Below are 25804 nucleotides of genomic sequence, written 5' to 3'. Positions count from 1 at the left end.
GCATCAAGGGCTACGGCTTACGGGCCACACCCGCGAAGATCCACAGGTCCAGGGCCTCCGCCGAGGTCCTGGCCTCTTCGCTCCCGGGGCGCCACCGGTGCGGCATCACCACGCCGGGTTCGATCAGCTCCAGGCCGTCGAAGAACGACAGGATCTCCTCGTGGGTGCGGCCCTGGACGTGGATGCCGCTGGCCCGGTAGAGCCGGGTGACCGCGTCGGAGACCTCGTTACGGGGGTCGAGCGCGCCGTGGGAGAGGACCAGATAGCTGCCGGGCGCCAGGGGCTCGATCAGCTGCCGGACGATGTCGTGCGGTTTCTGCTCGTTCGAGATGAAGTGCAGCACCGCGTTGAGCGACAGCGCGACCGGCTTGCTCAGGTCGAGCGTGGCGTGCAGCTCGTCGGCGGCCAGGATGGCCCGCGGGTCGGTGATGTCGGCGTGCATGTAGGCGGTGCGGCCCTCGGCGGAGGAGAACAGCAGGGCCTGGGCGTAGGCCAGCACGATGGGGTCGTTGTCCGCGTAGAGGACCCGCGCGTCCGGGGCGGCCTTCTGGGCTATCTGGTGCAGGTTGGGCTCGGTGGGAATGCCGGTGCCGATGTCGAGGAACTGCCGGATGCCCGCCTCGGTGGCGAGCCAGTGGGTGGCCCGGTGCATGAAGGACCGGTTGGCACGGGTCCACGGTTTGACGTCGGGCCAGACGGCCTCGACCTGCCGGGCGGCCTCGGTGTCGACCTCGTAGTGGGTCTTGCCGCCCAGGAAGTAGTCGTACATGCGTGCCGAGTGCGGCTTGCTGGTGTCGATTTCGTCGCTGCGAAAACGGTGACCGGTCATACCGCGCATGTTACTGAGCAGTTGGTCAAAAGAGGTGACGTTCCATCAAAAGCGGGCCGATGTGAAGCTCCAATGATGTTGTGAAAAGCCGGTGAAAATCGTACAGTTGCGCAAAACTCGGCTCCGAGTTCGCGTCGGCGTCCATCTCGGCGCAGGTCAACGCACCGGAGTCTTCTTCATCTTGTGGGGGATGCAGATGCGCAAGCGCATGACCTATGCCGTGCTCGCCACCGCGACCGCGGCCGCTCTCGGGGGGCTCGCCGCGCCGGCGGCGCACGCGGACGGTTCCGGCGACACGACGATCACCAAGGTGGCCGTGGGCAACGCCGTCCTCGGCACCTCGGGCGCCAAGACCTTCACCGTCTCGGTGACGGCGAAGGACGACTCGGGCATCCAGGGCGCCGATGTGTACCTGGACGGCCCGTCGTACGGGTACGCGACCCCGGCCGGCGCCGTGAAGTGTGCCGCGGAGGCCGGTGACCCGACCACCTCGACCTGCAAGGCGACCTTCACCCTGGACCCGCAGGTCGACTTCATCGACAACAGCGTCGCGGGCCGGTGGTACGCCAATGTCTGGATCGACGCCAAGGACGGCGACTACCTGAGCGCCGACAAGGCCGGGTCCTTCGCGGTGCAGCGCGCCGCGAAGCTGACCGTCGACGCCGCACCGGAGCCGGTCAAGAAGGGCAAGACGATCACGATCACCGGCGCCCTGACCCGCGCCAACTGGGAGACCGGCACGTTCGCGGGCTACACCGTCCAGCCGGTGACGCTTGAGTTCCGGAAGGCGGACAGCTCCACCTACACCGCCGTCAAGACGGTGAAGTCCGGCAGCCGCGGCGCGCTCAAGACCACCGTGAAGGCGGCCCAGGACGGCTGGTTCCGCTGGAACTTCGCGGGCACCAGCACGACCCCGCCGGTCAAGGCGGGCGGCGACTACGTGGATGTGAAGTAACACACGGCACGACAGCGCGGGGCGGGTTCAGTCGGCGTCGCTCTCCGGGGAGCGCCGGATGGCCGCGTCCCGCGCCCGTACGTACCAGATGCCCAGCAGTCCGAGCCCGCCGCCGGTCAGGCAGGTCCACAGCCACCACAGATGGCCGTGGTCGGCGTACCAGCCGTAGAACGGGAGTTGGGCGAGGAAGAGGACGAACCACACGAGGGTGCCGCCGGTGATGGTGGCGACGACGTTGCCTTCCAGGGGTGCAGGCGCTTCGTGCCGGGGTGTCCACTTCGTCATGGGTCCAGCTTACGGGGGTGCTGGTCGGGGCCTTGGCGGCGCGGTGGGCGTGGGAGGGCCGGGGCGGGGCACGCGGTTTGGCGATCCGCGATTCATATATTCATACTGAACCGTTCTGGGTCTGGGTGGAATGTCCTGTGCGATCCTCCAAGAGGCCCGCTTCACGAGTTCACCACCACTGGGGTCCGTCCATGTCTCCCTCGGCCAGCGAGCCGGTCGATGCCGCACAGCAGGCACCGACACCGCCCATGAACCACCCGCCCTTCCTCGACAGGTTCTTCAAGATCAGCGAGCGCGGCTCCTCCCCGTCCCGGGAGATCCGCGGCGGTCTGGCCACGTTCTTTGCGATGGCGTACATCATCGTGCTGAACCCGATCATCCTCGGATCGGGTCAGGACATGTACGGCCACCATCTGGACAACGGCCAGCTGGTCACCTCGACCGCCCTGATGGCGGGCCTGACCACGCTGCTCATGGGCGTCATCGGCAACGTCCCGATCGCCCTCGCCGCCGGCCTCGGCATCAACGCGGTCGTCTCGCTCCAGCTCGCGCCCAAGATGAGCTGGCCGGACGCGATGGGCATGGTGGTCCTCGCCGGTGTGGTCCTGATGGTCCTGGTCGCCTCCGGGCTGCGGCAGCGCGTGATGGACGCGATCCCCGGCGGGCTGCGGCGCGCGATCGCGATCGGCATCGGCCTGTTCATCGCCCTGATCGGCCTGGTCGACTCCGGCTTCGTCACCCGTAACCCGGACGCGGCGCACACCACCGTTCCGCTGGGCCTCGGCATCGAGGGCAAGCTCCAGGGCTGGCCCGTGCTGATCTTCGTGGCCGGTCTCGCGCTCACGTTCGTCCTGGTCGTCCGCAAGACCCGGGGCGCGATCCTCATCGGCATCGTGGTCATGACGCTGGCCGCGATCGCGATCAATGCCGTCACCTCCACCCCGGACGCGAACTGGGGCCTGACCGTGCCCAACGTGCCGGACACGCTGGTGGCGACCCCGGACTTCGGGCTCGTGGGCCAGATCAGCCTCTTCGGCGGGTTCCACAAGGTCGGCATCCTCACCGGCTGCCTCTTCGTCTTCACCGTCCTGCTGTCCGGCTTCTTCGACGCGATGGGGACGATCATCGGCGTCGGCGAGGAGGCCGGGCTGACGGACGAGCGCGGCCAGCTGCCCGGCATGGGCCGGATCCTGATGGTGGACGGCGTCGCGGTCGCGGGCGGAGGCTTCGGCTCGGCCTCCGCGAACACCTGCTTCGTGGAGTCCACGGCGGGCGTCGGGGAGGGCGCGCGCACCGGCCTCGCCAACGTGGTGACCGGCGGTCTCTTCCTGCTCGCGCTGGTCTTCACCCCGCTCGCGAAGGTCGTCCCGTCGCAGGCCGCGACCCCCGCGCTGGTGGTCGTCGGCTTCATGATCATGGCGGCGAACGTCAAGGAGATCGACTGGAGCGACTCCACGATCGCGGTCCCGGCCTTCCTGACCATGATCTCGATGCCGTTCACCTACAGCATCACCAACGGCATCGGCCTCGGCGTGCTGTCGTACCTGCTGCTGCGCGTCGCGACCCGGCGGGTCCGGGACATCCCGTGGCTGCTGGCCGCCGTGGGGCTGTGCTTCCTGGTCTACTTCCTGCTCCACCCGATCGAGCAGGCGCTCGGCGTCGTGTGATCCGGTATGCCGGTGCCCTCGCTCACTCGTATGGGTGAGTGAGCGAGGACACCTGTATCGGGGTTTTTATTAGACGAGGTAATGAGTTATGCTAAAGACCATGCCGGATCCGTCCCGCCTACCGTCGCCCCCGGCGGAGGCGCCCCTCGATGACGCGGCCGCGGTGAGCGCTCTGCGGTCGGCAGTGATGCGCTTGTCGCGACGGCTGAAGCATCAGCGCGTCGACGAGTCGCTGAGCCCCACGGAGATGTCGGTGCTGGGCACCCTCGCCGGGTGCGGCTCCGCCACCCCCGGCGAGCTGGCCCGCAAGGAGCACGTCCAGCCGCCGTCGATGACCCGCATCGTGGCGCTGCTGGAGGCCAAGGGACTGGTCAGGCTGGAGCCGCACCAGGAGGACCGGCGGCAGAAGGTCGTGTCGCCGACCGAGCGGGCCGAGGTCATGCTCGAAGAGAGCCGGCGCAAGCGCAACGCCTGGCTGAGCGAACTGGTCGGGCAGCTGTCCGAGGACGAGTGGGAGACGCTGCGCGCCGCCGCGCCCGTCCTGGAGAAGCTCGCGCACATGTAGGAGAAAACCGAGCAGCCAGGAGGCGAACGAGCTTGAGTACGGGACCCGGAGCAGACTCCGCACCCGCACCGCACACCGACTCCCCTTCCGCCGGCACCACGGCGGCCCCCGAAAAGGGCGGCATGTTCCGCTCACTCAGGGTCCGCAACTACCGGCTCTTCGCGACCGGTGCCGTGATCTCCAACACCGGCACCTGGATGTCGCGTATCGCCCAGGACTGGCTGGTCCTGAGCCTCACCGGCTCCTCCACCGCGGTCGGCATCACCACCGCGCTGCAGTTCCTGCCCATGCTGCTCTTCGGCCTGTACGGCGGCGTGATCGCCGACCGGTACCCCCGGCGGAAGCTGCTGCTGGTCACCCAGGCAGCGCTGGGCCTGTGCGGTCTGGCGCTCGCCACCCTCACCCTGAGCGGACAGGTCCAGGTCTGGCACGTCTACCTGATCGCGTTCCTGCTGGGCATGGTCACCGTCGTCGACAACCCGACCCGTCAGGTCTTCGTCAACGAGATGGTCGGCCCCCGCGACCTGCGCAACGCGGTCAGCCTCAACTCCGCGAACTTCCAGTCCGCCCGGCTGATCGGCCCCGCCGTCGCCGGTGTCCTGATCACCGCGGTCGGCAGCGGCTGGGCCTTCCTCATCAACGGCCTCTCCTTCGGTGCCCCGCTCATCGGTCTGCTGCTGATGCGGACCAGTGAGCTGCACCCGGTCAAGCGCGCGCCGCGCGGCAAGGGCCAGCTGCGCGAGGGTCTGGCCTACGTCGGCCGCAACCCCGATCTGCTGTGGCCGATCGTCCTCGTCGGCTTCATCGGCACCTTCGGCTTCAACTTCCCGATCTGGCTCAGCGCCTTCGCCGACGACGTCTTCCATGCCGGGCCCGGTACGTACGGCCTGCTCAACACCCTGATCGCGGCCGGTTCCGTCACCGGCGCCCTGCTCGCCGCCCGCCGCGTCACCACCCGCCGCCGGCTGCTGGTCGGCGCGGCGCTGCTGTTCGGCGTGCTGGAGGTGGCCGCCGCGGTGACCCCGTACTTCTGGCTCTTCGCGGCGCTGATGGTGCCGGTCGGGATCTTCAGCCTGACCTTCAACGTCACGGCCAACTCCAGCGTCCAGCTCGCCACCGACCCGGCGATGCGCGGCCGGGTGATGAGCCTGTTCATGATGGTCTTCGTCGGCGGTACGCCCATCGGCGGCCCGCTCATCGGCTGGGTCACCGACACCTGGGGCGCCCGGGTCGGCTTCGCCTTCGGCGGGCTGATCTCCGCCGCCGCCGCGGTCGGGGTGGGCCTCGCCCTGGCCCGCGCGGGCGGCCTCCGCCTCAAGGTGGACCTGCGCCCCGGCCATCCGTATGTGGCCTTCGTGCCGCGGGTGCCGGAGGAGCGGCTGGCTCCGGCGGCGTAACGGCCGCCGGGCCGGGTCCCGGTCCCGCTTCCGGTCGGCTTCCGGTCCGGTTTCGGTGCGGGCCCGGCCGGGGGAAGCCTCATCCGATGAGACTCTTCGCCGCCGTCCTGCCGCCCGATCCGGTCCTGACCGAGCTGGGGGTCCGGGTCGACGCACTGCACCGGCTGCCCGGCGCGGACACCCTCCGCTGGACCGAGCGCACCGGCTGGCACCTCACCCTGGCCTTCTACGGCGAGGTCACCGACGACGTCCGCCCCGAGCTGGAGACCCGGATGGCCCGCGCCGCCCATCGCCGCCACCCCCATCAGCTGCGGCTGGCGGGCGGCGGCCGGTTCTCCGACCGTGCCCTGTGGGCGGGCGTGGAGGGCGATCGCACCGTCCTGCGGGGGCTCGCCGACTCCGCGGCCGCGGGGGCCCGGCGCGTCGGGATCGACGTGAACCAGAAACGCCCGTACCACCCCCACCTCACCGTCGCGCGCAACCGCTCCACCACCGGCCTCGCGCCGTTCGCCGAGGGCCTTACCGGCTTCGCGGGCCGCGACTGGACGGTGCGGGAGCTGAGCCTGGTCCGCAGCCATCCGCCGGCCCCCGGGGTGCCCGGGGCGCAGCCGCGGTACGAGGTGGTGGCGGCCTGGCCGCTGGGCGGCTGAGCGGCCCGGCTAACCTCGGGGTGTGGACCCGAAGACCAGAAACATGATCATGAGTGGTGCCCTGGTGATGATCCTCGTCGTGGTGGCCGTCGCGGCCGCCTTGGGGGGATGAGCCGCCGGGGCGGCGCCGAACATTCAAGGGGAACAGGCAGGGGGTGTGACCGCACACGGTCACACCCCCTCCGTCACACCCCTCCGCATCGCACGGCGACCGCGCCGTACTACCAAACGCCTCCTACCAGGCGAACGCCTCCGGCGTCGGGCCCGGGCCGGGGAAGATCTCGTCCAGCCCGCTCAGCACCTCGTCGCTCAGCGTCAGCTCGGACGCCCGTACCGCCGAGGCCAGCTGCTCGGCCGTACGCGGCCCCACGATGGGTCCGGTGACCCCGGGACGGGTCAGCAGCCAGGCCAGCGCCGCTTCGCCGGGCTCGAGACCGTGCTTGTCGAGCAGGTCCTCGTAGGCCTGGATCTGCTCGCGCACGGCCGGGTTCTTCAGCGCGTCCGCGGCGCGCCCGCCCGAGGTGCGGGCACCGGCGCCGCCCTCCCGCTCCTTGCGGATCGCGCCGCCGAGCAGTCCGCCGTGCAGCGGGGACCAGGGGATGATGCCGAGGCCGTACTCCCGCGCGGCCGGGATCACGTCCATCTCGGCGCGCCGCTCGGCCAGGTTGTACAGGCACTGCTCGCTGACCAGGCCGTAGGTGTTCCGGCGCCGGGCCGTCTCGTTGGCCTGGGCGATGTGCCAGCCCGCGTGGTTGGAGGACCCGACGTAGAGGATCTTGCCCTGCTGGACGAGGACGTCGATGGCCTGCCAGATCTCGTCCCACGGGGTCGCGCGGTCGACGTGGTGGAACTGGTAGAGGTCGATGTGGTCGGTGCCCAGCCGCTTGAGGCTCGCGTCCACCGCCCGGCGGATGTTGAGCGCGGAGAGCTTGTCGGTGTTGGGCCAGGGGCCCTCGCCGTCGGCGGCCATGTTGCCGTACACCTTGGTGGCGATGACGGTCTTCTCGCGCCGTCCGCCGCCCTTGCCGAACCAGCTTCCGACGATTTCCTCGGTGCGGCCCTTGTTCTCGCCCCACCCGTACACATTGGCGGTGTCGAAGAAGTTGATGCCCGCGTCGATCGCGGCATCCATGATCGCGTGGCTGTCGGCCTCATCGGTCTGCGGGCCGAAGTTCATGGTGCCGAGGACCAGTCGGCTGACCTTGAGGCCGGTACGTCCGAGCTGCGTGTACTCCATGACCCCCAGCCAATCCCTTGGAGTGCGCTCTAATCAAGCGCCGCCCCGGGCCTGTCAGTCGCTGTACGCCGTATTCCGGAAAATCTGGAGGCCCGCTTTTTGGCCCCCCGTCGCGGTCAAAAAGCGGGCTACCGGAATCTCCGGAATGGTGAATCGCTCAGCTGGTTGCTCAGCGGCCTGCGCGGGTCTTCATGAATCCGAGGACACCGAAGACCAGAATCATCAGCGCACCGGCGAGGGCGATGTAGATTCCGGGTCCGGGAGTGAGGTCGTACAGCTTCGCGGCCTGCTCCGCCGCCTTTTCGGCGACCTTCGCGGACACCCCTTCCTCGTCCTGCAGTTTCTGGGCGAGCAGGCGCTCGGGGGACGCGATGTTGATGGCGAGGACGATCGCCGTGGCGACCCCGGTGGCCGCGCCGACCAGATGGACCACGCCCTTCTTGGTGGCCAGGGCGGCGAGCATGAGCACCGCCCCGACCAGGGCGATGATCAGCGTGATGATGCCGTCGCCGTCGATTCCCTTGACGCCCCCGTCGGCCGCGTCGGAGGTCGACACCACCCAGTTCACACAGGAGCCGGCCAGTGCGAGAAGTGCACCGACGGCCCCGAGCACCGCGAACTTCTTCGGCGGTGCGGCCGCCGTGCCTCCGCCCGGGGTACCGGCGGAATGCATCGGCGGTGGCGCGGTTTGCGCATAAGAGGAATGGCTGTATTCGCTCATGGGTAGAGACCGTAGAGGCGGCCATTCTGGAAAGCAATACCCCCGTCCAGTATGCCGTCAATGCCCGATAAATTTCCGGCGCAGATAATCCCCGGATGGATTCAAGTAATCCGCGGGTTATTTAACCGGTCCGGTCGCCACGAATGATTTACGTACGTTATCGGCCCGTGATTCAGAAGGGGGCGCGGCCGCGCCACCGCGCCCCTGCGGCCGTATCGCGGTGTCCGCGCCCCGCCGGGATGGCAGGCTTGGGCCCATGCGTCCGCTTCCGTACGTCCTCGGTGCCGCCGTGCTGGCGGCTCTGCCCGTCGCCACCCCCGCTCCCGCGGTGGCCGACGACTCCTCCCCGTCCTCGTTCACGATCGAGGACCCCCGCATCACCGAGTCCAGCGGGCTCGCCGCGAGCCGGGCCCACCCCGGCATCTACTGGACGCACAACGACAGCTCGGACGGGGCGTACGTCTACGCCGTCGACAGCAGGACCGGAAAGACGGTCGCCCGGGTCACCCTGCGCGGCATAGGCCGCCCCCGGGACGTGGAGGCCATCTCGATAGGCCCCGACGGCAACGTGTACGTCGGTGACATCGGCGACAACCTCGGCGGCACCTGGCCGCACGTATGGATCTACCGCTTCCCCGAGCCCAAGGTCCTCAAGGACACCACGGTCACCGCCACCCAGTTCACCGTCCAGTACCAGGGCGGGCCGCGCAACGCCGAGGCGATGATGGTCCACCCGAAGACCGGCCGGGTCTACATCGCCAGCAAGAGCGACGAGGACCCCGGGCTGTACGAGGCGCCCGCCACGCTCTCCCCCCAGGGCACCAACGTCTTCCGCCGGGTCGCCGGCCTCGGCATGGAGGTCACCGACGGCGCCTTCGCCCCGGACGGCAGCCGGCTGGTGCTCCGCGGCTACTTCTCGGCCTCCGAGTACCGCTGGCGGAACGGCAAGCCGCAGCAGCTCGAGGAGCTCAAGGACGAGCCGGGGCTGCCGCTCCAGCGCCAGGGCGAGTCGGTGACCTTCACCCCCGACGGCGGCACGCTCATGTACGGCACGGAGGGCCCGAGCAGCAAGGTCACCGCGGTGGACCTCGGCGGGGAGCTGCTGCCGGACGCGACCGCGAAGAAGCAGAAGAAGGACGGGGAGTACTCCTCGCGCCCCGACGGCAAGCGGCAGAGCTCCGAGGCCGAGAAGAACGGCAACCTGGTGAAGGCCGCGCTCACCTTCGGTGGCGCGCTGGTGCTGTTCCTGGGGCTGCGGCGGCTGGTCCGCCGCCGCCCGTCGTCGTAGGAGCCGAGCATGGAACGGGCCCGGGGCGATACGCCCCGGGCCCGTACTCCTTCGGTCTTCTTCGGTCTTCTTCGGACCGTTTCAGACCGCACGCCTCACAGGTGCTCGATGACGTAGTCCACGCAGGCGGTCAGCGCCTCGACGTCGGCCGGGTCGACGGCCGGGAACATCGCCACCCGCAGCTGGTTGCGGCCCAGCTTCCGGTACGGGTCGGTGTCCACGATCCCGTTGGCGCGCAGCACCTTGGCGATCGCGGCGGCGTCGATGTCCTCGTTGAAGTCGATCGTGCCGATGACCTGCGACCGCTTGGCCGGGTCGGTGACGAACGGGGTGGCGTGCTTGGACTCCTCGGCCCAGCCGTACAGGGTGCGCGAGGAGGTGGCGGTGCGCCGCACGGACCAGTCCAGACCGCCCTGTCCGTTGATCCACTCCAGCTGGTCGTTGAGCAGGAAGAGGGTCGCGAGCGCCGGGGTGTTGTACGTCTGGTTCTTCAGCGAGTTGTCGATCGCGGTCGGCAGCGAGAAGAACTCCGGGACGTGGCGGCCGGAACCGTGGATCCGGGCGGCGCGCTCCAGCGCGGCGGGGGAGAAGATCCCGATCCACAGGCCGCCGTCCGAGGCGAAGGACTTCTGCGGCGCGAAGTAGTAGACGTCCGTCTCGGCGATGTCCACCGGCAGACCGCCCGCCCCGGACGTGGCGTCGACCAGCACCAGCGACCCCTCGTCGGCCCCGGCCACCCGCCGGATGGGCATCGCGACACCGGTCGAGGTCTCGTTGTGGGTGAGGGCGTAGACGTCCGCACCCGCCTCGGCGCGCGGCTCCGGGTGGGTGCCGGGGTCGGAGGAGATCACGGTCGGCTCGTCCAGCCACGGCGCGAGCTTGGCCGCCTTCGCGAACTTCGACGAGAACTCGCCGAAGGACAGGTGCTGGGACTTGTTGTCGATCAGGCCGTGCGTCGCCACGTCCCAGAAGGCGGTGGAGCCGCCGTTGCCGAGGATGACCTCGTAGCCCTCGGGGAGCTGGAACAGTTCGCGCACGCCGTCGCGCACCGCGCCGACCAGGTTCTTGACCGGGGCCTGCCGGTGGGAGGTGCCCAGCAGGGAGCTGCCGGTCGCCGCGAGGGCACTGAGCGCCTCGGTACGCACCTTGGAGGGGCCTGCGCCGAAGCGACCGTCGGCGGGCTTGATGTCTTCGGGAATCCGGATCTCAGCCACGCCCGCAGCCTAATCCGTCCCAACCCGGCATTCAGTGGGGAGTCCATTCGCTGAGACGATCCGTCCACGGAAGGGGACGGTGAGCGGCCTCATGTTGACACCGGCGCCCCGGAGCCTCCCGTGCACAGTGATCCATGATCACGGTCTTGCGGCACAGTGTGGGCGTATCCATCGGGACCCTCGCCGTGGACCATGGGGACATGGCTGAGCACGAGGCAGACGAACTGGAACAGGCGCTGCGCCGAGCCGTCCGTGGGGACGTCTCCTTCGACGCGGCGAGCCGGGCCCTGATGACCATGGACGCGTCGAACTACCGGCGCGTGCCGGCCGGTGTCGTCGCGCCGCGCGACGCGGACGACGTGGCGGGCGCGCTGGCCGTCTGCCGGGAGCGCGGGGTGCCGGTGGTGGCGCGCGGCGGCGGCACGTCCATCGCCGGGCAGGCCACCGGGCTCGGCGTCGTCCTCGACTTCACCCGCCACATGCGGCGCATCGTCTCCCTCGACCCGGAGCGGCGCACCGCCGTCGTCCAGCCCGGCGTGATCCTCGACGAGCTGCGGACCGCCGCGGGCGCCCACGGCCTGACCTTCGGCCCCGACCCGTCCACCCACAGCCGCTGCACCCTCGGCGGCATGATCGGCAACAACTCGTGCGGCTCGCACTCGGTCGCCTGGGGCACCACCGCCGACAACGTCCGGGAGCTGGACGTCCTGACGTACGGCGGTGAGCGGGTCCGCGCCGCCCAGGGGCTCGACGCGCTCCCCGTCCGGCTCCGCGAGGCCTTGCGCTCCCTCGCCGGTGACCATCTGGCGCTGCTGCGCACCGGCTTCCCCGAGCTGCCGCGCCGCATCTCCGGCTACGCCCTGGACGAGCTGCTGCCCGAGAAGAACGCCGACGTGGCCCGCGCCCTCACCGGCAGCGAGGGCACCCTCGGCGTGCTCACCGAGGCGACCGTACGGCTCGTCGAGGCGCCCGCCGCCCGGGCGCTCGCCGTGCTCGGCTACCCCGACGAGTCCGCGGCGGCCGAGGCCGCGCACACCCTGCTGCCCTACGGGCCGCTCACCGTCGAGGGCATGGCCGCCGACCTGGTCGTGGGCGCGTCGGGGCTGCCCAAGGGCGCCGCCTGGCTGTTCGTGGAGGTCGGCGGCGCGGGGCGCGAGGAGGCGTACGCCCGCGCGGAGGAGATAGCGCGCGCCGCCGCGCACGCCACCACCGACCACACCGTGGTCGCCGACCCCGCCGGGCAGCGCGCGCTGTGGCGGGTCCGCGAGGACGCCTCCGGCACCGCCACCCGCATGCCGGACGGCGCCGAGGCGTGGCCCGGCTGGGAGGACTGCGCGGTGCCGCCCGCCCGGCTCGGCGCCTACCTGCGCGACTTCCGTGCCCTGATGGCCCAGCACGGGCTGCGCGGCACCCCGTACGGGCACTTCGGCGACGGCTGCATCCACGTCCGCATCGACTTCGACCTGATGCGCGAGGCCGGGGTGCGGGTCTTCCGCGACTTCTCCACCGACCTCGCCGACCTCGTCGTCGCCCACGGCGGCTCGCTCTCCGGCGAACACGGCGACGGCCTGGCCCGCGCCGAGCTGCTGCCCCGCATGTACGGGGACGAGATGGTCGGGCTCTTCGGCCGCTTCAAGGACCTGTGGGACCCGGCGGGCGGCCTCAACCCCGGCGTCCTCGCCCGCCCCCGCCGCCTCGACCAGGACCTGCGCTTCGACGTCCTGCCGCGCCGCCCGGTCGACGTCGAGTTCGGCTACCCGCACGACGGCGGCGACTTCTCGGCCGCCGTACGGCGCTGCGTCGGCGTCGCCAAGTGCCGCAACGAGGCGGTGTCCGGCGCGAGCGTGATGTGCCCCTCGTACCGCGCGACCGGCGAGGAACAGCACTCCACCCGCGGCCGCGCCCGGCTGCTGCACGAGATGCTCGCGGGCGAGGTGGTGCGCGACGGCTGGCGCTCGGAGGAGGTCCGGGACGCGCTCGACCTGTGCCTGTCCTGCAAGGGCTGCCGCAGCGACTGCCCGGTCGGGGTGGACATGGCCACGTACAAGGCGGAGTTCCTGCACCACCACTACGAGGGCCGGGTGCGCCCCGCCGCCCACTACGCGATGGGCTGGCTCCCGGTCTGGCTCCGGGCGGCCGCCCTCCTGCGGGCGGCCCCGGTGGCCAACGCGGCGTCCGGGGTCGGCTTTCTGTCCGCCGTGGCCAAGCGCGCGGGCGGCATCGCCCCCGAACGCGACATCCCCGAGCTGGCCCGCGAGCCGTTCACGCGGTGGTGGCGCGGCCACGCGCGTACGGTGCGCAGCTCCCCGGAGACGGCCCGCACCGTCGTGAGTCCTGTGGAGGGGGCCGGGCCGAGGTCAGGCATCCCGGAGGCGGCCCGCACCGTCGTCCTCTGGCCGGACACCTTCACCAACTACCTGTCCCCGTCCGTCGGCCAGGCGGCGGTGCGCGTACTGGAGGCGGCCGGACTACGAGTCGTCGTACCCCCCAAACCCGTCTGCTGCGGCCTGACCTGGGTCTCGACCGGCCAACTCGACCGCGCCCGCGCGGTCATGCGGCGCACCCTGGACGTCATGGCCCCGGCCCTGGACGCCGGTCTGCCCGTCGTCGGCCTCGAACCCAGCTGCACCGCCGCCCTCCGCACCGACCTCCCCGAACTCCTCGGCCCCGACGACCCCCGCGCCGCCCGCCTCGCCGACTCCGTGCGGACCTTCGCCCAGACCCTGGAGGAGTACGCCCCCGACTGGCAGCCCCCGAAGGTCGACCGCCCGGTCGTCGGCCAGACCCACTGCCACCAGCACGCCGTCCTCGGCGACGCCGCCGACCGCCGCCTGCGCGAACGCGCGGGCCTGACCGGCGAACTGAGCGGCGGCTGCTGCGGCCTGGCGGGCAACTTCGGTTTCGAGGCGGGCCATTACGACGTCTCGGTGGCCTGTGCGGAAGACCAGCTGCTGCCGTCCGTACGCAACGCCGAGGAGAACGCCGAAGTCCTGGCCGACGGCTTCTCCTGCCGCACCCAACTGGACCAGCTCGACGGCGGACGCCCGGCCCGCCACCTGGCCGAGGTCCTGGCGGAGCGGCTGCCCCGGCACCCCTGATGACCTCAGCCGGGCGTGGTGTCGGTGGACCGTGACTCGACGGCGTCCAGCGCGGCCAGTGTGGCGTCGTCGAGCTTGATCTCCCCGACGGCGATGTTCGCCTCCAGATGGCCGGCGTCCGCGGTACCCGGGATCAGCAGCGTGTTCGGCGCGTGGTGGAGCAGCCAGGCCAGGCCGACCTGCGCGGGGGTGTGGCCGAGGGATTGGGCGGCGGCGGTGACGGCCGGGGCGTCGCTCACCTTGGGCCAGCCGGGGAAGGCGCCGCCGAGCGGGAAGTACGGTACCCAGGCGATCCGCTGCTCGGCGCAGAGCCGCAGCAGCTCCTCGTCGTCGCGCGACACCAGGCTGTAGGCGTTCTGGACGCAGGCGATACCGGCGGGAAGGGCCCGGCGCAGTACGTCCGGGGTGACGCTGCTCAGGCCGATCGCGCCGATCTTGCCCTCGTCCCGCAGCGCGACCATCACCGCGAGCTGATCGTCGAGGTCGACCACCTGGTCGCCCTCGGCCCGCACGCCCGGCCCGGTGTCCATGCGGCGCAGGTTCACCACCGGGATCCGGTCGAGGCCGAGGGACGCGAGGTTGTCCTCGACGCTCGCCCGCAGCTCCTCGGGCCGCTGGGCGAGGCGCAGCGGAGGGGTGCCGCCCGGGTCCGGATCGGCGCCGACCTTGCTGACGATCAGCACCCCGTCCTCGGGGCGCAGCGCGTCGCGGATGACCCCGTTGACGAACCCGTTGCCGTAGAACTGGGCGGTGTCGACGTGGTCCACGCCGAGTTCGACCGCGCGGCGCAGGAGCGCGATCGCGGCGTCGCGGTCGGCGCGCAGGCGATCGAGCTGCATCGCGCCGTATCCGATACGGGAGACCGTGTGGCCTCCGAGGGTTCCGGCCCCTCCGGCGCGCGGGGCGCCGGTGGCCGTGAGCCGAGGCGAGGGAGTGCTGTTCGTGGTCATGGGGGAGATTCCCTCCGCATGAGACGATAAAGAAAGCGGAGGAACCTCCGCTTCATCGACTGTAGCATTCTTACCGGAGGTGCCTCCGCTTTGGATTCCGACGACCTCGCAGGAGCCGCCCCCGGGGGGAAGCCGCGCGGCGCCCGCGCCCCCCGTGCCGACGCGCTGCGCAACCGCGACAGACTCGTCCGGGTCGCCCGGGCCGCGTTCGCGGCCGCCGACGGCACCGTCGCGCTCGAAGGCATCGCCCGCGAGGCCGGTGTCGGCATCGGCACGCTGTACCGGCACTTCCCGACCCGCGAAGACCTGGTGGAGGCCGTGTACGCCGCCGAACTCGACGACGTCACCGGCAGCGTTCCCGCCCTGCTCAAGGAGCTTCCGCCGGACGCGGCGCTCCGGGCGTGGATGGAGCGCTACGCGGCGTTCGTCGCGACGAAGCGCAGCATGCTCGACACGCTCCGGGCGGGCTGGGCCTCGGGGCGGATCGCCACACCGGCCACCCGGGAACGCGTCACCGCCGCCGTCGCCACGCTCCTCGCCGCCGGAGCCGAAGCCGGCTCGCTCCGCGCCGACGTCGAACCGGAGGATGCCGTTCTGATGTTGATGGGGATCTTCCTCGCCGCCGGGGCCGTCGACAGCGCCCCCGAGCAGACCGGACGGCTGATCGACCTCGTCATGGACGCGCTGCGGCCGACGGCGATCGGCTGACCCCCGGCCGCAGCGGGCGGGGCTAAAAATCGAGAAAAAGTGGCCGTAGTGCTCGGTGCGACGGGAAGGCGCTGAGCTCGGCGTTGATGTCATGGGTTGCGGGCCGAATCGTTGCCGAGGTCGACGCCCTCATCATCGCCGTACGCGAGCAGTCGCCCGCCCCGGCTCTCGGCGACCCGGAGCACGTCGCGCAGAGCCTCAGTGAGCCGGTGGCCCAGGTAGCGGAGTTCGCCGGAGCTCACCTTTCGGTCGCTGAGGAGGGCGTGGGCGTGCTGGAGGAGTTGCGCGCCCATGTTCAGCTGCAGGGCCTCGATCTCGTCCGCCCGTTGGCTCAGAGGGCTGTAGCCGTCGCCCGGCGCCAGGTAGCACGGCTTGCCGTCCGGGCTGGACCACGGCAGCAGGCGTAAGGCGGTCTCGCCCTCGGGGCCGAGTGGTTTGGCGGTCACGGTACGGCTCCTTCGGTGACGATGTTCCCGTGCCGTGACGTTATGGTCGCGCTGAGTTGCTGATCAATGGCACTTTCGCCCGGCGAGGGACGGAAGTACCACTTGGCGTCACACCGGTACGCCGAGCATGTCGGCCATGGTCCGCATCTCCGGTGTCATCGTTCGTCGACCGGCGATGATGTCGCTCAGGATGTCTCGTGCGTAGCGTTGGTTGGGTAGCCATTCCGGAGCGTCGGACCAGACGCCTTGCAGTACCTCGAAGGCATCGGTGGGCCGGTGCTTCATCACATGGGCCCTGGCCACGTCCAGCAGATGGCGGTTCCGGTTGTTCGACGTGGGCCGGAGGCCGCTGGTGGGGATGCGTGCCGCCAGGCTGAGGACATGATCCGGTTCTTCCGCGACCATCGCGTTCTCCGCGCGTTTGAAAGCAACGGTCAGCGGGCCGAAGGCACGGAGGAAGTCCCCGTCAGGGGCGAACTCACGGCCCATGGCGACCGCTGCCGCGTGGGCGAGCCGCAGAGTCTCCCTGGCGGCATCGGATTCGTTGTCTCGTACTGCGGCGGCTGAGGCGCGCAGGAGCAGCCAACCCCATGCGCTCAGTTCGGCGGGGGTGGCGCGGGACAGGCGTGGCTCCATGTCGTCCGACCACCGCACGGACAGTGCACGGGCCTCGGCGAGTCGGCCTTCCCTCAGAAGCAACCAGCAGCGTGTGCTCGCGATGGCGGCGCCGTCGAGTTGGTCCACGGCGTCGTCCATCGCTCTGTTGAGAGCCGCTTCGGCAGCGTCGAACTGGCGCGTCTGCACCATGAGCCACCCGGTGAGCTGGAGTAACCGCCCCCGCGGGTGCCGATTGCGTGGGTCGAGGTGGGCAAGCGCGTCGGCGTCGCGTAGGAGCGCGGGGAGGATGGGACGCAGCTCGGCGAAACGGTCGCCGGAGAAGAGAGGCAGTGCCGCTGTGAGCGCCGCGCTGACCCCCTCCCTGGTGGGAGCCTGGTCGGCACCACGATCGGGTGCCGAGAAGGTCAGAGCTTGGCGTACCGGCTCCCAGCGTTCCCTCGTGGCTTCGTCGGCCTCGTCCTCGCGGTGTCCGGCGATGAGCCGCGTGGTGGACACGCCCAGAGCCGCGGCGAGCTTCCGAGCCGTTTCAAGGCGTGTGTCCTGCTGTTCGCCCTGTTCCAGCTTCCTGATCCAGGAGACGGAGACTCCAGAGGCTTCCGACAAGCCGTGCTGCGTCAGCCCCCGGCGTTTCCGAATGTCGCGCAACCGGGTGCCGATGTGGTCCTGACCGTCGTCTGCCATGCTCAACTCCCTTCCTGCCTTGACATGGTGACGTGTACCCCTGGTCAAACGCGGTGAAGTGTCGGTCAGTCACCCTGAAAGTGGTGCCGGAGTGCCGCTTGATCCCTCCACGGAGATAGCCGAGTTGCCCTCCGTATCGAGCGTCCGGTGGCTGTCCCGAGGCGCCGGCAGCAGACCTGGCCACGTACGGGCGGACCAGACGTACCGGGATGATCGGTGCGCTGCCGGGGTCGGTGGTCCGCGGGAGAACAGGGGGCAAGGGGCGACCAGGTGACGCATTACTGACCTTGAATGCGTGGTGTCGTCATGGGGGCTCGCGCTGGAGGCCCGGGCTGGTGAGGGAACTGTCGAGGACGTCGGGGTGGTACTGGAGCTGGCGTGGTCCCCATCGGACAGCGGTGAGCAGGCCATCACGGTCGGCGAAGGCCCGGTTGGCCGAGACGGTGCGCCGCAGCGCCGACCAGATGCCCTCGACGGGGTTGAGATCGGGCGCGTAGGGCGGTAGTTGGAAGACCGTGAGCCAGCCACGGTGAGCGATTTACCGACGAATCCCTGCCGGTGCCTTGATCCGCGACAGGGGCCACGTCTGGTCCGGCCAACGGATTGACCTCGCCGTATAACCGATGGGGAGGCCGAAACCAGTTGTATGGCTTCGACCTCCCATCACACCCCGGGTTCAGTCTCTCCGTTTAGACGGTGATGGCGCTGTTCGTCTTGGCGATGAGGCCACGGATCATGCCGACAAGACGGTCAGTGCCGTAGCGGCCAGTGTATTGAGAGGCGCTCGAGGCAGAGCGCCAGAATTCGGCCCCATCGACCTGGTACTCCACTCCGGTGTCCGGGGCGATGACGATGCCTGCCAGGGTGGGCAGATCGGCCAGCAATTGCTCGTACTGCTGCACGTCTGAGAGCCTGGCGCCGCGCTGGATCACGATCGGCAGACAGTCGGCCAACACGCGGTGCATCGTGTTGACGCCTGTAGCCTTGAGCAGCACCCAGTCACCCGGCTGCTCGGTCTTGTCGAACGGTGTCGGCAGCAGGCGAGCGATCGCCTCCCAGAACGCGTCGATGATCAGCGCCCACTCCTGCGGGCTCAGCTCGCGCGGCATCTGCGCAGTCTGGAGCGGCTTCAGGCTGCTGATGAATTGGGAAACTGCGATCGAAGTGTCCTTGGAGATCTTCTCGTTCGGCTTGCGGATGCGTGTGAGCCAGGGGCTGCCCTTGCTCACTAACGCGTCGTAGATGGCGGCACCCGCGAGGAGGCTGCCTTTGTTCTTGCGCTCGCTGAGATACTCAGCCTCGTGGCTGTCCTGTCGGGCCATCCGCTGGAGAAGCTCAGCAGTCAGATCGGTGGGGACGCTCTTGGCCTCCCGGTTGATGTAGTAAAATTGCTTGATCTCCTCGTTGCGGTCGAAACCCAGCATGAGTTTGACCGGCACAGGGAAGTCGTTACTCAGTCGATTCCGCTCGCTGAGCATTCGGACCGCCCCGCTCCGGTGCTGCCCATCAACGATCCAAGTGATGGCCTTCTCGTCAAGGGCGATCGTCCCAGCCGCCGTGATGCTGCCAATATCCTCGATGGCAGAGAGCACCCTTTGGCGGTCTTCGTTGGAGGCGAACTCGATAGTCACACCTCGTGGCAGGCCGAGGCCCAAGTTATCCGTGAGGTCTCCGTCCTCGGCCGGTCTGATGTTGGCGATGATCGGGTTGGGCATCAAGCCGTGCCGGTCCTCAAAGACCCGGCCTTGACGCTTCTCTTCGCCCTCGCCGTAGAAGGAAGCGGCTTGTGCCATGCGAGTAGCTGACCCTCGGCGTTGATAGCCGTTCTCGGGGTCGTTGCCCCGCTCTGGGTCGTAGGCGTCGACGTCTGTTGCGGCGTGTAGTTGGGCTGGCGTGAATGTGGTCGACACCATGACCCTCCCACGCTGCACCTCGATCAACGCGGGCCGCTTGATTTCTGTCACTGCGTAACTCTTCCTGAAATTGAGGGGGCTGTCAGGCTGACTTTGACAGACGGAAGACGCTCAACACTAAGCGTCGACAGAGATTGTCGACTCAATTTTTGTAGTGATCCTTCTTGATGCTTTGCTGTCCAGACTTGACCGCATCTGCCCGTCCGATGCGATGCGGCTACGGTCGTGTCGACTCCTCCAGGAACCACCCGTATGCCGCAGTCTTCATCAGCCAGGCATTCCACCGCGCGCAGCGGAGGGCGGACCGCTGTCTTACGGACACGTGTTGTCAAAAATCATGCAAGCGTGCTTGATTGTTTTGTGCCGCGCTGTCACGCTCACTCCCGACGCTCCGCACCGTCGCATCACGACCGGGAGTCCCGCGTGTCCGATACGGAAGCTCTGCTCGGCGAATTGCGCGCCGAGGGCGAGGAGTTGGACGGCCTGGTGGCCGGGCTGTCCGACGCGGCGTGGGCCGCGCCGACGCCCGCCGTCGGGTGGACCATCGCGCATCAGATCGCCCACCTCGCCTGGACCGACGCCCGGGCCGTGCAGGCGGCCGAGGACGCGGAGGGGTTCGCGGACGAGGTGCGGAAGGCCTTCGCCGCGCCGGAGAGTTTCGTGGACGAGGGCGCGGAGCGCGGGGCGGCGGACGCGCCCGCCGTGTTGTTGCGGCGGTGGCGGGAGGGGCGGGAGCGGCTGGCGCGGGTGCTCGCCGCGCAGCCGCCGGGCGCCCGGCTGCCGTGGTACGGGCCGCCGATGAGCGTCATGTCGATGGTGACGGCGCGGCTGATGGAGACGTGGGCGCACGGTCAGGACGTGGCGGACGCGCTGGGTGTGCGCCGTACGCCGACCGCCCGGCTGCGGCATGTGGCCCGCATCGGCGTACGGGCGCGGGGGTACGCCTACACGGCGCGCGGGCTGGAGCCGCCCGCCGAGGAGTTCCGGGTCGAACTCACCGCCCCGGGCGGCGAGATCTGGACGTACGGCCCCGAGGACGCGGCCCAGCGCGTCACCGGCCCCGCGCTCGACTTCTGCCTCCTGGTCACGCAGCGCGCCCACCGCGACGACCTGGCGGTACGGGCGGAGGGGCCCGACGCCGACCACTGGCTGAACATCGCCCAGGCCTTCGCCGGGCCACCGGGCCGGGGGCGGAAGCCGGGCGGGGGTGCCGCGTGACCACGACGGGACGCGACACACCGGAACCCCTCCGCATCGGCAACGCCTCCGGCTTCTACGGGGACCGCTTCGACGCCCTGCGCGAGATGCTGACCGACGGGCCGCTCGACGTCCTGACCGGGGACTATCTCGCCGAGTTGACCATGCTGATCCTCGGCCGGGACCGCGCCAAGGACGCCTCGCGCGGCTACGCCACCACCTTCCTGCGCCAGCTGGAGGACACCCTCGGGCTCGCCGTAGAGCGCGGCGTACGGATCGTCACCAACGCGGGCGGGCTGAACCCGGCCGGGCTGGCCGACGCCGTCCGTGCGCTCGCGGAGCGGCTCGGGATACCGGTGCGCGTCGCGCACGTGGAGGGCGACGATCTGCTCGGGGCGCGCGGCTGGGGACCGGGCGTGGTCAGCGCCAACGCCTACCTCGGGGGCGGCGGGATCGCGGAATGCCTGCGCGGCGGGGCGGACGTCGTGGTCACCGGGCGGGTCACCGACGCCGCGCTCGTCACCGGGCCCGCAGCCTGGCACTTCGGGTGGGCGCCGGACGACTGGGACGCGCTGGCCGGGGCCGTGGTCGCCGGGCACGTCCTGGAGTGCGGGACGCAGGCGACCGGCGGCAACTACGCGTTCTTCACCGAGCTGGGCGACGTACGGCGGCCCGGCTTCCCGCTCGCCGAGATCCACCGCGACGGGTCGGCCGTCATCACCAAGCACCCCGGCACCGGCGGCGCCGTCACCGTCGGCACGGTCACCGCGCAGCTGCTGTACGAGACGGCGGGCGCCCGCTACCCCGGGCCGGACGTCACGGCGCGCCTGGACTCCGTACGGCTCGCCCAGGACGGCCCCGACCGGGTGCGGATCCACGGCGTACGGGGCGAGGCGCCGCCGCCCACCCTCAAGACCGGGCTGACCCGGCTCGGGGGCCACCGCAACGAGGTGGTGTTCGTCCTCACCGGGCTCGGCATCGACGCCAAGGCCGCCCTCGTACGCGACCAGATGGAGGCGGCCCTCGCCAAACGCCGCCCTGCCGAGGTCCGCTGGACGCTGGCCCGCACCGACCACCGCGACGCGGCCGTGCAGGAGGAGGCGAGCGCCCTGCTGCGGCTCGTCGTCCGCGACCGCGACCCGGACACGGTGGGGCGGGCGGTCAGCGGCGCGGCCGTCGAACTGGCCCTCGCCAGCATCCCCGGCTTCCACCTCACCGCCCCGCCGGGCAAGGCCACGCCGTACGGGGTGTTCGAGGCGGCGTACGTCCCGCAGGACGCAGTCCCGCACATCGCCGTCCTCCCGGACGGCGCGCGTGTCGCGATCCCCCCGGCCCCGGAATTCGCAGAACCGCGCCCCGCCGGCGAACCCCCGCTGCCGCCACCCCTGGACGGCGGCCCCACCCGCCGCGCGCCGCTCGGCGCGGTCGCCGGGGCCCGCAGCGGCGACAAGGGCGGCAGCGCCAACATCGGCGTCTGGGTGCGCACCGACGACGCCTGGCGCTGGCTGGTCCACACCCTCACCCCCGACCGGCTCCGCGAACTCCTCCCGGAGACCGCCGGACTGCCGGTCACCCGCCACCAACTCCCGCGTCTGCGCGCCCTCAACTTCACCGTCGACGGCCTGCTCGGCGCGGGCGTCGCCGAGCGGGCCCGCTTCGACCCGCAGGCCAAGGCCGTCGGCGAATGGCTGCGCGCCCGCCACCTCGACATACCGGAGGTTCTGCTGTGACCGTGCTCGCGTCCGCGCTCGACCCCGCAGGCGCCGACTACACGGCCCATCGCGAAGCGATGCTCGACAAGCTGGCCGAGCTGGAGGCCGCACACGCCAAGGCGCTCGCGGGCGGCGGCGAGAAGTACGTCGAGCGGCACCGCAAGCGCGGCAAGCTGCTCGTCCGGGAGCGCATCGAACTGCTCCTGGACCCCGATACGCCCTTCCTGGAGCTGTCGCCGCTCGCCGCCTGGGGCAGCGACTATCCGGTCGGGGCCTCCGTCGTCACCGGCATCGGCGTGATCTCCGGTGTCGAGTGCCTGATCAGCGCCAACGACCCCACCGTGCGGGGCGGCGCCAGCAATCCGTGGACGCTGAAGAAGTCGCTGCGCGCCCATGAGATCGCGCGGGCGAACCGGCTCCCGGTCGTGAGCCTGGTGGAGTCCGGCGGCGCCGATCTTCCCTCCCAGAAGGAGATCTTCATCCCCGGCGGGGCCATGTTCCGCGATCTCACGCGCCTCTCCGCCGACGGGATCCCGACCATCGCCGTCGTCTTCGGCAACTCCACCGCCGGAGGCGCGTACATCCCGGGGATGTCCGACCACGTGATCATGGTCAAGGAGCGGTCCAAGGTCTTCCTCGGCGGCCCGCCGCTGGTCAAGATGGCGACCGGCGAGGAGAGCGACGACGAATCGCTCGGCGGCGCCGACATGCACGCCCGCACCTCCGGGCTCGCCGACTACTTCGCCACCGACGAGCCCGACGCCCTCCACCAGGCGCGCCGCGTCGTCGCCCGCCTCAACTGGCGCAAGGCCCACCCCGACCCGGGGCCCGCCGAACCGCCGAAGTACGACGCGGACGAACTCCTCGGGATCGTGCCCGGCGACCTCAAGGTCCCGTTCGACCCCCGCGAGGTCATCGCCCGCATCGTCGACGGATCCGACTTCGACGAGTTCAAGCCGCTGTACGGGGCCAGCCTCGCCACCGGCTGGGCCACCCTCCACGGCTATCCGGTCGGGGTGCTCGCCAACGCGCAGGGCGTGCTGTTCAGCGAGGAGTCGCAGAAGGCCGCGCAGTTCATCCAGCTCGCCAACCAGCGCGACATCCCCCTCCTCTTCCTCCACAACACCACCGGCTACATGGTCGGCCGCGCCTACGAACAGGGCGGGATCATCAAGCACGGCGCCATGATGATCAACGCGGTCTCCAACTCCCGCGTCCCCCACCTCTCCGTCCTCATCGGCGCCTCCTACGGCGCGGGCCACTACGGCATGTGCGGCCGCGCCTACGACCCGCGCTTCCTGTTCGCCTGGCCCAGCGCCAAGTCCGCCGTCATGGGTCCGCAGCAGCTCGCCGGGGTGCTGTCGATCGTGGCCCGCCAGTCCGCCGCCGCCAAGGGTCAGCCGTACGACGAGGACGGGGACGCCGCCCTGCGCGCCATGGTGGAGCAGCAGATCGAGTCCGAGTCGCTGCCGCTGTTCCTCTCGGGGCGGCTGTACGACGACGGCGTCATCGACCCGCGCGACACCCGCACCGTCCTCGGCCTCTGCCTCTCCGCCCTCCACACCGCGCCCGTCGAGGGGGCGCGTGGTGGCTTCGGCGTCTTCCGGATGTGAGGAACAAATTCCGTCGTGATGTCCGTGATCCGATCTCTCCTCATCGCCAACCGTGGCGAAATCGCCCGCCGCGTCATCCGCACCTGCCGTGAACTCGGCATCGCCACGGTCGCCGTCCACTCCGACGCGGACGCCGGCGCCCCGCACGTACGGGAGGCCGACACCGCCGTACGACTGCCGGGCGACGCCCCCGCCGACACGTATCTGCGCGGCGACCTGCTGACCAAGGCCGCCCTGGTGGCGGGCGCCGACGCCGTCCACCCCGGCTACGGCTTCCTCTCCGAGGACCCCGCCTTCGCGCGCGCCGTCCGCGACGCCGGGCTCCGCTGGGTGGGGCCGCCGCCCGGGGCGATGGAGGCCATGGCCTCCAAGACCCGCGCCAAACGGCTCCTGTACGAGGCGGGGGTGCCCCTCCTGGAGTCGCTGGACCCGGACCGGGTCACCGACGGCGACCTGCCCGTCCTCATCAAGGCGGCGGCGGGCGGCGGCGGCCGTGGCATGCGGGTCGTCCGCGACCTGGCCGCGCTCCCCGCCGAACTGACCTCCGCCCGCGCGGAGGCGGCGGCCGCCTTCGGGGACGGCGAGGTGTTCGTCGAGCCGTACGTCGAGGGCGCCCGCCACGTCGAGGTCCAGGTGCTGGCCGACACCCACGGCACCGTCTGGTCCCTCGGCACCCGCGACTGCTCCCTCCAGCGCCGCCACCAGAAGGTGATCGAAGAGGCCCCGGCCCCGGGCCTCGACGACGAACTGCGCCGCCTGCTGGAGGAGTCGGCCGTGAACGCCGCCCGGGCCATCGGGTACGAGGGTGCGGGCACCGTCGAGTTCCTGGTCTCGTCGGCGGGACGCGCGTACTTCCTGGAGATGAACACCCGCCTCCAGGTCGAGCACCCGGTGACGGAGGAGGTGTACGGGCGGCTGGACCTGGTGGCCCTGCAGCTGCGGGTGGCGGAGGGGCAGCCGCTGGACCCCGAGCCCCCGTGCCCGCGCGGCCACGCGGTCGAGGCGCGGCTGTACGCGGAGGACCCGGGCCGGGGGTGGCGGCCGCAGGCGGGCGTGATGCGGCGGCTCGACGTCACGGGGCTGCGCGGCCATGCGGTCCCGGCGTGGCGGTACGCGGACGGGCCGGGGCAGGCGGGGCCGGGGCTGCGCGTCGACTCCGGTATCGCGGACGGGGACGTGATCGGCGTCCACTACGACCCCCTGCTGGCCAAGGTCGTCGCCTGGGCGCCCACCCGCGCCGAGGCGCTGCGGCGGCTGGCACACGGGCTGGAGCGCGCCCGGATCCACGGTCCGGTCACCAACCGCGACCTGCTGGTACGGGCCCTGCGGCACCCGGAGTTCGAGGCCGGGCGCATGGACACCGGCTTCCTCGAACGCCACCTCGACGAACTCACCGGGGCCGACGCGGACGGCATCGCCCTGGCGGCCCTCGCCGCCGCGCTGGCCGACGCCTCGGACCGGCCCGCGACCGTGGCGGGCCGCCTCGGCGGCTGGCGCAACGTGCCCTCCCAGCCGCAGATCAAGACCTACCGCGCACCGGACGGCACCGAGCACGAGGTCCGCTACCGGCTCACCCGCGACGGCCTCCTCGCCGAGAACTTCCCGGACCTCATCCTGCTGCGGGCGTTCCCGCACCACGTGGCCCTCGAAGTGGACGGCGTCCGGCGCCAATTCGACGTTTCGATCCACGACGACCGTATATATGTCGACTCGCCCCTCGGATCGCACACCCTCACCCCCGTCTCCCGCTTCCCCGACCCCACCGCCCGCACCGCGCCGGGCTCCCTGCTGGCGCCCATGCCCGGCACGGTGGTGCGGATCGCCCGCATCGCCGTGGGCGACCACGTGGAGGCGGGCCAGCCGCTGCTGTGGCTGGAGGCGATGAAGATGGAGCACCGTGTCGTCTCGCCCACCGACGGGGTGCTCACCGCGCTGCACGCCGCCCAGGGCCGTCAGGTCGAGGTCGGGGCACTGCTCGCCGTCGTCACGGCGCAGGAGCCCGCACAGCAGCCGTGAACCCCGCCGGAACCCCGCCGGAACCCGCCGGAACCCCGTACATC

At 70.9% G+C, this 25804-nt stretch carries 22 protein-coding genes; 12 read left to right on the top strand and 10 right to left on the bottom strand.

The genetic code is table 11. The features are described 5' to 3' along the window. Positions 1-10: 10 nt before the first annotated feature. Positions 11-829, bottom strand: coding sequence for an SAM-dependent methyltransferase (locus tag ACFZCY_RS00420; RefSeq protein ID WP_391168241.1), 819 nt, complete (start codon positions 827-829; stop codon positions 11-13). A 196-nt stretch (positions 830-1025) separates the two neighbouring features. On the opposite strand from ACFZCY_RS00420, the gene ACFZCY_RS00415 reads away from it, so the two are divergent. After that, the gene (locus ACFZCY_RS00415) at positions 1026-1784 is read left to right on the top strand and encodes a calcium-binding protein (protein ID WP_391169346.1); all 759 of its coding nucleotides are present in this window, start codon (positions 1026-1028) and stop codon (positions 1782-1784) included. Between the two features lie 27 nt (positions 1785-1811). On the opposite strand, the gene ACFZCY_RS00410 is transcribed toward ACFZCY_RS00415, so the two are convergent. After that, complete coding sequence (locus ACFZCY_RS00410; RefSeq protein ID WP_391168239.1) at positions 1812-2069, bottom strand: DUF2530 domain-containing protein; 258 nt, start codon at positions 2067-2069, stop codon at positions 1812-1814. Between the two features lie 191 nt (positions 2070-2260). Here ACFZCY_RS00410 and ACFZCY_RS00405 point away from each other — a divergent pair, with 191 nt between their 5' ends. The 4 genes from ACFZCY_RS00405 (at position 2261) to thpR (ending at position 6348) form a co-directional block, all read left to right on the top strand. After that, positions 2261-3736, top strand: coding sequence for a solute carrier family 23 protein (locus ACFZCY_RS00405; protein WP_391168237.1), 1476 nt, complete (start codon positions 2261-2263; stop codon positions 3734-3736). A gap of 100 nt (positions 3737-3836) precedes the next feature. After that, complete coding sequence (locus tag ACFZCY_RS00400; RefSeq protein WP_391168236.1) at positions 3837-4301, top strand: MarR family transcriptional regulator; 465 nt, start codon at positions 3837-3839, stop codon at positions 4299-4301. A gap of 32 nt (positions 4302-4333) precedes the next feature. Then, positions 4334-5698: an MFS transporter gene (locus tag ACFZCY_RS00395; protein WP_391168234.1), complete on the top strand. Its 1365-nt coding sequence runs from the start codon at positions 4334-4336 to the stop codon at positions 5696-5698. Positions 5699-5784: 86 nt separating this feature from the next. Next, entirely contained in the window at positions 5785-6348 is a 564-nt protein-coding gene (gene thpR, locus ACFZCY_RS00390; RefSeq protein ID WP_391168232.1) for an RNA 2',3'-cyclic phosphodiesterase, read from the top strand. Positions 6349-6583: 235 nt separating this feature from the next. On the opposite strand, the gene ACFZCY_RS00385 is transcribed toward thpR, so the two are convergent. Both ACFZCY_RS00385 and ACFZCY_RS00380 read right to left on the bottom strand, forming a co-directional pair. Continuing rightward, on the bottom strand, positions 6584-7585 hold the full coding sequence (locus tag ACFZCY_RS00385) for an aldo/keto reductase (RefSeq protein WP_391168230.1): 1002 nt from the start codon (positions 7583-7585) through the stop codon (positions 6584-6586). Positions 7586-7754: 169 nt separating this feature from the next. Continuing rightward, positions 7755-8306 (bottom strand): hypothetical protein, encoded by a 552-nt coding sequence (locus tag ACFZCY_RS00380; RefSeq protein WP_391168229.1) that lies wholly within the window; start codon positions 8304-8306, stop codon positions 7755-7757. Positions 8307-8562: 256 nt separating this feature from the next. Here ACFZCY_RS00380 and ACFZCY_RS00375 point away from each other — a divergent pair, with 256 nt between their 5' ends. After that, positions 8563-9594 (top strand): hypothetical protein, encoded by a 1032-nt coding sequence (locus tag ACFZCY_RS00375; RefSeq protein ID WP_391168227.1) that lies wholly within the window; start codon positions 8563-8565, stop codon positions 9592-9594. 95 nt (positions 9595-9689) lie between these two features. Here ACFZCY_RS00375 and serC read toward each other — a convergent pair whose 3' ends face one another. Then, positions 9690-10808 (bottom strand): phosphoserine transaminase, encoded by a 1119-nt coding sequence (serC, locus tag ACFZCY_RS00370; protein ID WP_391168226.1) that lies wholly within the window; start codon positions 10806-10808, stop codon positions 9690-9692. A gap of 200 nt (positions 10809-11008) precedes the next feature. Between serC and ACFZCY_RS00365 the strand changes: the two genes are divergently transcribed. Beyond that, positions 11009-13906, top strand: coding sequence for an FAD-linked oxidase C-terminal domain-containing protein (locus tag ACFZCY_RS00365; protein WP_391168224.1), 2898 nt, complete (start codon positions 11009-11011; stop codon positions 13904-13906). Between the two features lie 5 nt (positions 13907-13911). Here the strand turns inward: ACFZCY_RS00365 and ACFZCY_RS00360 are convergent, their stop codons facing one another. Continuing rightward, complete coding sequence (locus tag ACFZCY_RS00360; RefSeq protein WP_391168223.1) at positions 13912-14856, bottom strand: aldo/keto reductase; 945 nt, start codon at positions 14854-14856, stop codon at positions 13912-13914. A 90-nt stretch (positions 14857-14946) separates the two neighbouring features. Here ACFZCY_RS00360 and ACFZCY_RS00355 point away from each other — a divergent pair, with 90 nt between their 5' ends. Further along, positions 14947-15564, top strand: coding sequence for a TetR family transcriptional regulator (locus ACFZCY_RS00355; protein ID WP_391168221.1), 618 nt, complete (start codon positions 14947-14949; stop codon positions 15562-15564). A gap of 89 nt (positions 15565-15653) precedes the next feature. On the opposite strand, the gene ACFZCY_RS00350 is transcribed toward ACFZCY_RS00355, so the two are convergent. The 4 genes from ACFZCY_RS00350 to ACFZCY_RS00335 form a co-directional block, all read right to left on the bottom strand. Beyond that, positions 15654-16010, bottom strand: coding sequence for a hypothetical protein (locus ACFZCY_RS00350; protein WP_391168219.1), 357 nt, complete (start codon positions 16008-16010; stop codon positions 15654-15656). Positions 16011-16118: 108 nt separating this feature from the next. Continuing rightward, a complete protein-coding gene (locus tag ACFZCY_RS00345) occupies positions 16119-17309 on the bottom strand; it encodes a helix-turn-helix domain-containing protein (RefSeq protein ID WP_391168217.1) in 1191 nt (396 codons plus the stop codon). Positions 17310-17613: 304 nt separating this feature from the next. Further along, positions 17614-17847, bottom strand: coding sequence for a transposase (locus ACFZCY_RS00340; RefSeq protein WP_391169345.1), 234 nt, complete (start codon positions 17845-17847; stop codon positions 17614-17616). Positions 17848-17998: 151 nt separating this feature from the next. After that, positions 17999-19273, bottom strand: coding sequence for a DGQHR domain-containing protein (locus tag ACFZCY_RS00335; RefSeq protein ID WP_391168215.1), 1275 nt, complete (start codon positions 19271-19273; stop codon positions 17999-18001). 372 nt (positions 19274-19645) lie between these two features. Here ACFZCY_RS00335 and ACFZCY_RS00330 point away from each other — a divergent pair, with 372 nt between their 5' ends. From ACFZCY_RS00330 to ACFZCY_RS00315, 4 genes are read left to right on the top strand one after another with little or no spacing between them, the layout of a single operon-like run. Further along, positions 19646-20440, top strand: coding sequence for a TIGR03084 family metal-binding protein (locus ACFZCY_RS00330; RefSeq protein ID WP_391168213.1), 795 nt, complete (start codon positions 19646-19648; stop codon positions 20438-20440). Next, the gene (locus tag ACFZCY_RS00325) at positions 20437-22149 is read left to right on the top strand and encodes an acyclic terpene utilization AtuA family protein (protein WP_391168211.1); all 1713 of its coding nucleotides are present in this window, start codon (positions 20437-20439) and stop codon (positions 22147-22149) included. Before ACFZCY_RS00330 ends, ACFZCY_RS00325 begins: the two co-directional genes overlap by 4 nt. After that, positions 22146-23744: a carboxyl transferase domain-containing protein gene (locus ACFZCY_RS00320; RefSeq protein WP_391168210.1), complete on the top strand. Its 1599-nt coding sequence runs from the start codon at positions 22146-22148 to the stop codon at positions 23742-23744. The genes ACFZCY_RS00325 and ACFZCY_RS00320 overlap by 4 nt, the downstream gene beginning before the upstream one ends. Before the next feature lie 18 nt (positions 23745-23762). Continuing rightward, on the top strand, positions 23763-25760 hold the full coding sequence (locus tag ACFZCY_RS00315; protein ID WP_391168208.1) for a biotin carboxylase N-terminal domain-containing protein: 1998 nt from the start codon (positions 23763-23765) through the stop codon (positions 25758-25760). Positions 25761-25804 lie beyond the last annotated feature (44 nt).

This window comes from Streptomyces sp. NPDC007983 (assembly GCF_042958345.1).
Lineage (GTDB): Bacteria > Actinomycetota > Actinomycetes > Streptomycetales > Streptomycetaceae > Streptomyces.
The sequence above is the reverse complement of the archived record's forward strand: the minus strand, read 5'-3'. Positions and strand labels throughout refer to the sequence as shown.

What these genes read in the sequence shown, in the direction of transcription:
- ACFZCY_RS00360 (WP_391168223.1), bottom strand. Translation starts at nt 14,856, where the DNA reads ATGACCACGAACAGCACTCCCTCGCCTCGGCTCACGGCCACCGGCGCC.
- thpR (WP_391168232.1), top strand. Translation starts at nt 5,785, where the DNA reads ATGAGACTCTTCGCCGCCGTCCTGCCGCCCGATCCGGTCCTGACCGAG.
- ACFZCY_RS00380 (WP_391168229.1), bottom strand. Translation starts at nt 8,306, where the DNA reads ATGAGCGAATACAGCCATTCCTCTTATGCGCAAACCGCGCCACCGCCG.
- ACFZCY_RS00400 (WP_391168236.1), top strand. Translation starts at nt 3,837, where the DNA reads ATGCCGGATCCGTCCCGCCTACCGTCGCCCCCGGCGGAGGCGCCCCTC.
- ACFZCY_RS00420 (WP_391168241.1), bottom strand. Translation starts at nt 829, where the DNA reads ATGACCGGTCACCGTTTTCGCAGCGACGAAATCGACACCAGCAAGCCG.
- ACFZCY_RS00345 (WP_391168217.1), bottom strand. Translation starts at nt 17,309, where the DNA reads ATGGCAGACGACGGTCAGGACCACATCGGCACCCGGTTGCGCGACATT.
- ACFZCY_RS00410 (WP_391168239.1), bottom strand. Translation starts at nt 2,069, where the DNA reads ATGACGAAGTGGACACCCCGGCACGAAGCGCCTGCACCCCTGGAAGGC.
- ACFZCY_RS00315 (WP_391168208.1), top strand. Translation starts at nt 23,763, where the DNA reads ATGTCCGTGATCCGATCTCTCCTCATCGCCAACCGTGGCGAAATCGCC.
- ACFZCY_RS00385 (WP_391168230.1), bottom strand. Translation starts at nt 7,585, where the DNA reads ATGGAGTACACGCAGCTCGGACGTACCGGCCTCAAGGTCAGCCGACTG.
- ACFZCY_RS00365 (WP_391168224.1), top strand. Translation starts at nt 11,009, where the DNA reads ATGGCTGAGCACGAGGCAGACGAACTGGAACAGGCGCTGCGCCGAGCC.
- ACFZCY_RS00415 (WP_391169346.1), top strand. Translation starts at nt 1,026, where the DNA reads ATGCGCAAGCGCATGACCTATGCCGTGCTCGCCACCGCGACCGCGGCC.
- ACFZCY_RS00405 (WP_391168237.1), top strand. Translation starts at nt 2,261, where the DNA reads ATGTCTCCCTCGGCCAGCGAGCCGGTCGATGCCGCACAGCAGGCACCG.
- ACFZCY_RS00375 (WP_391168227.1), top strand. Translation starts at nt 8,563, where the DNA reads ATGCGTCCGCTTCCGTACGTCCTCGGTGCCGCCGTGCTGGCGGCTCTG.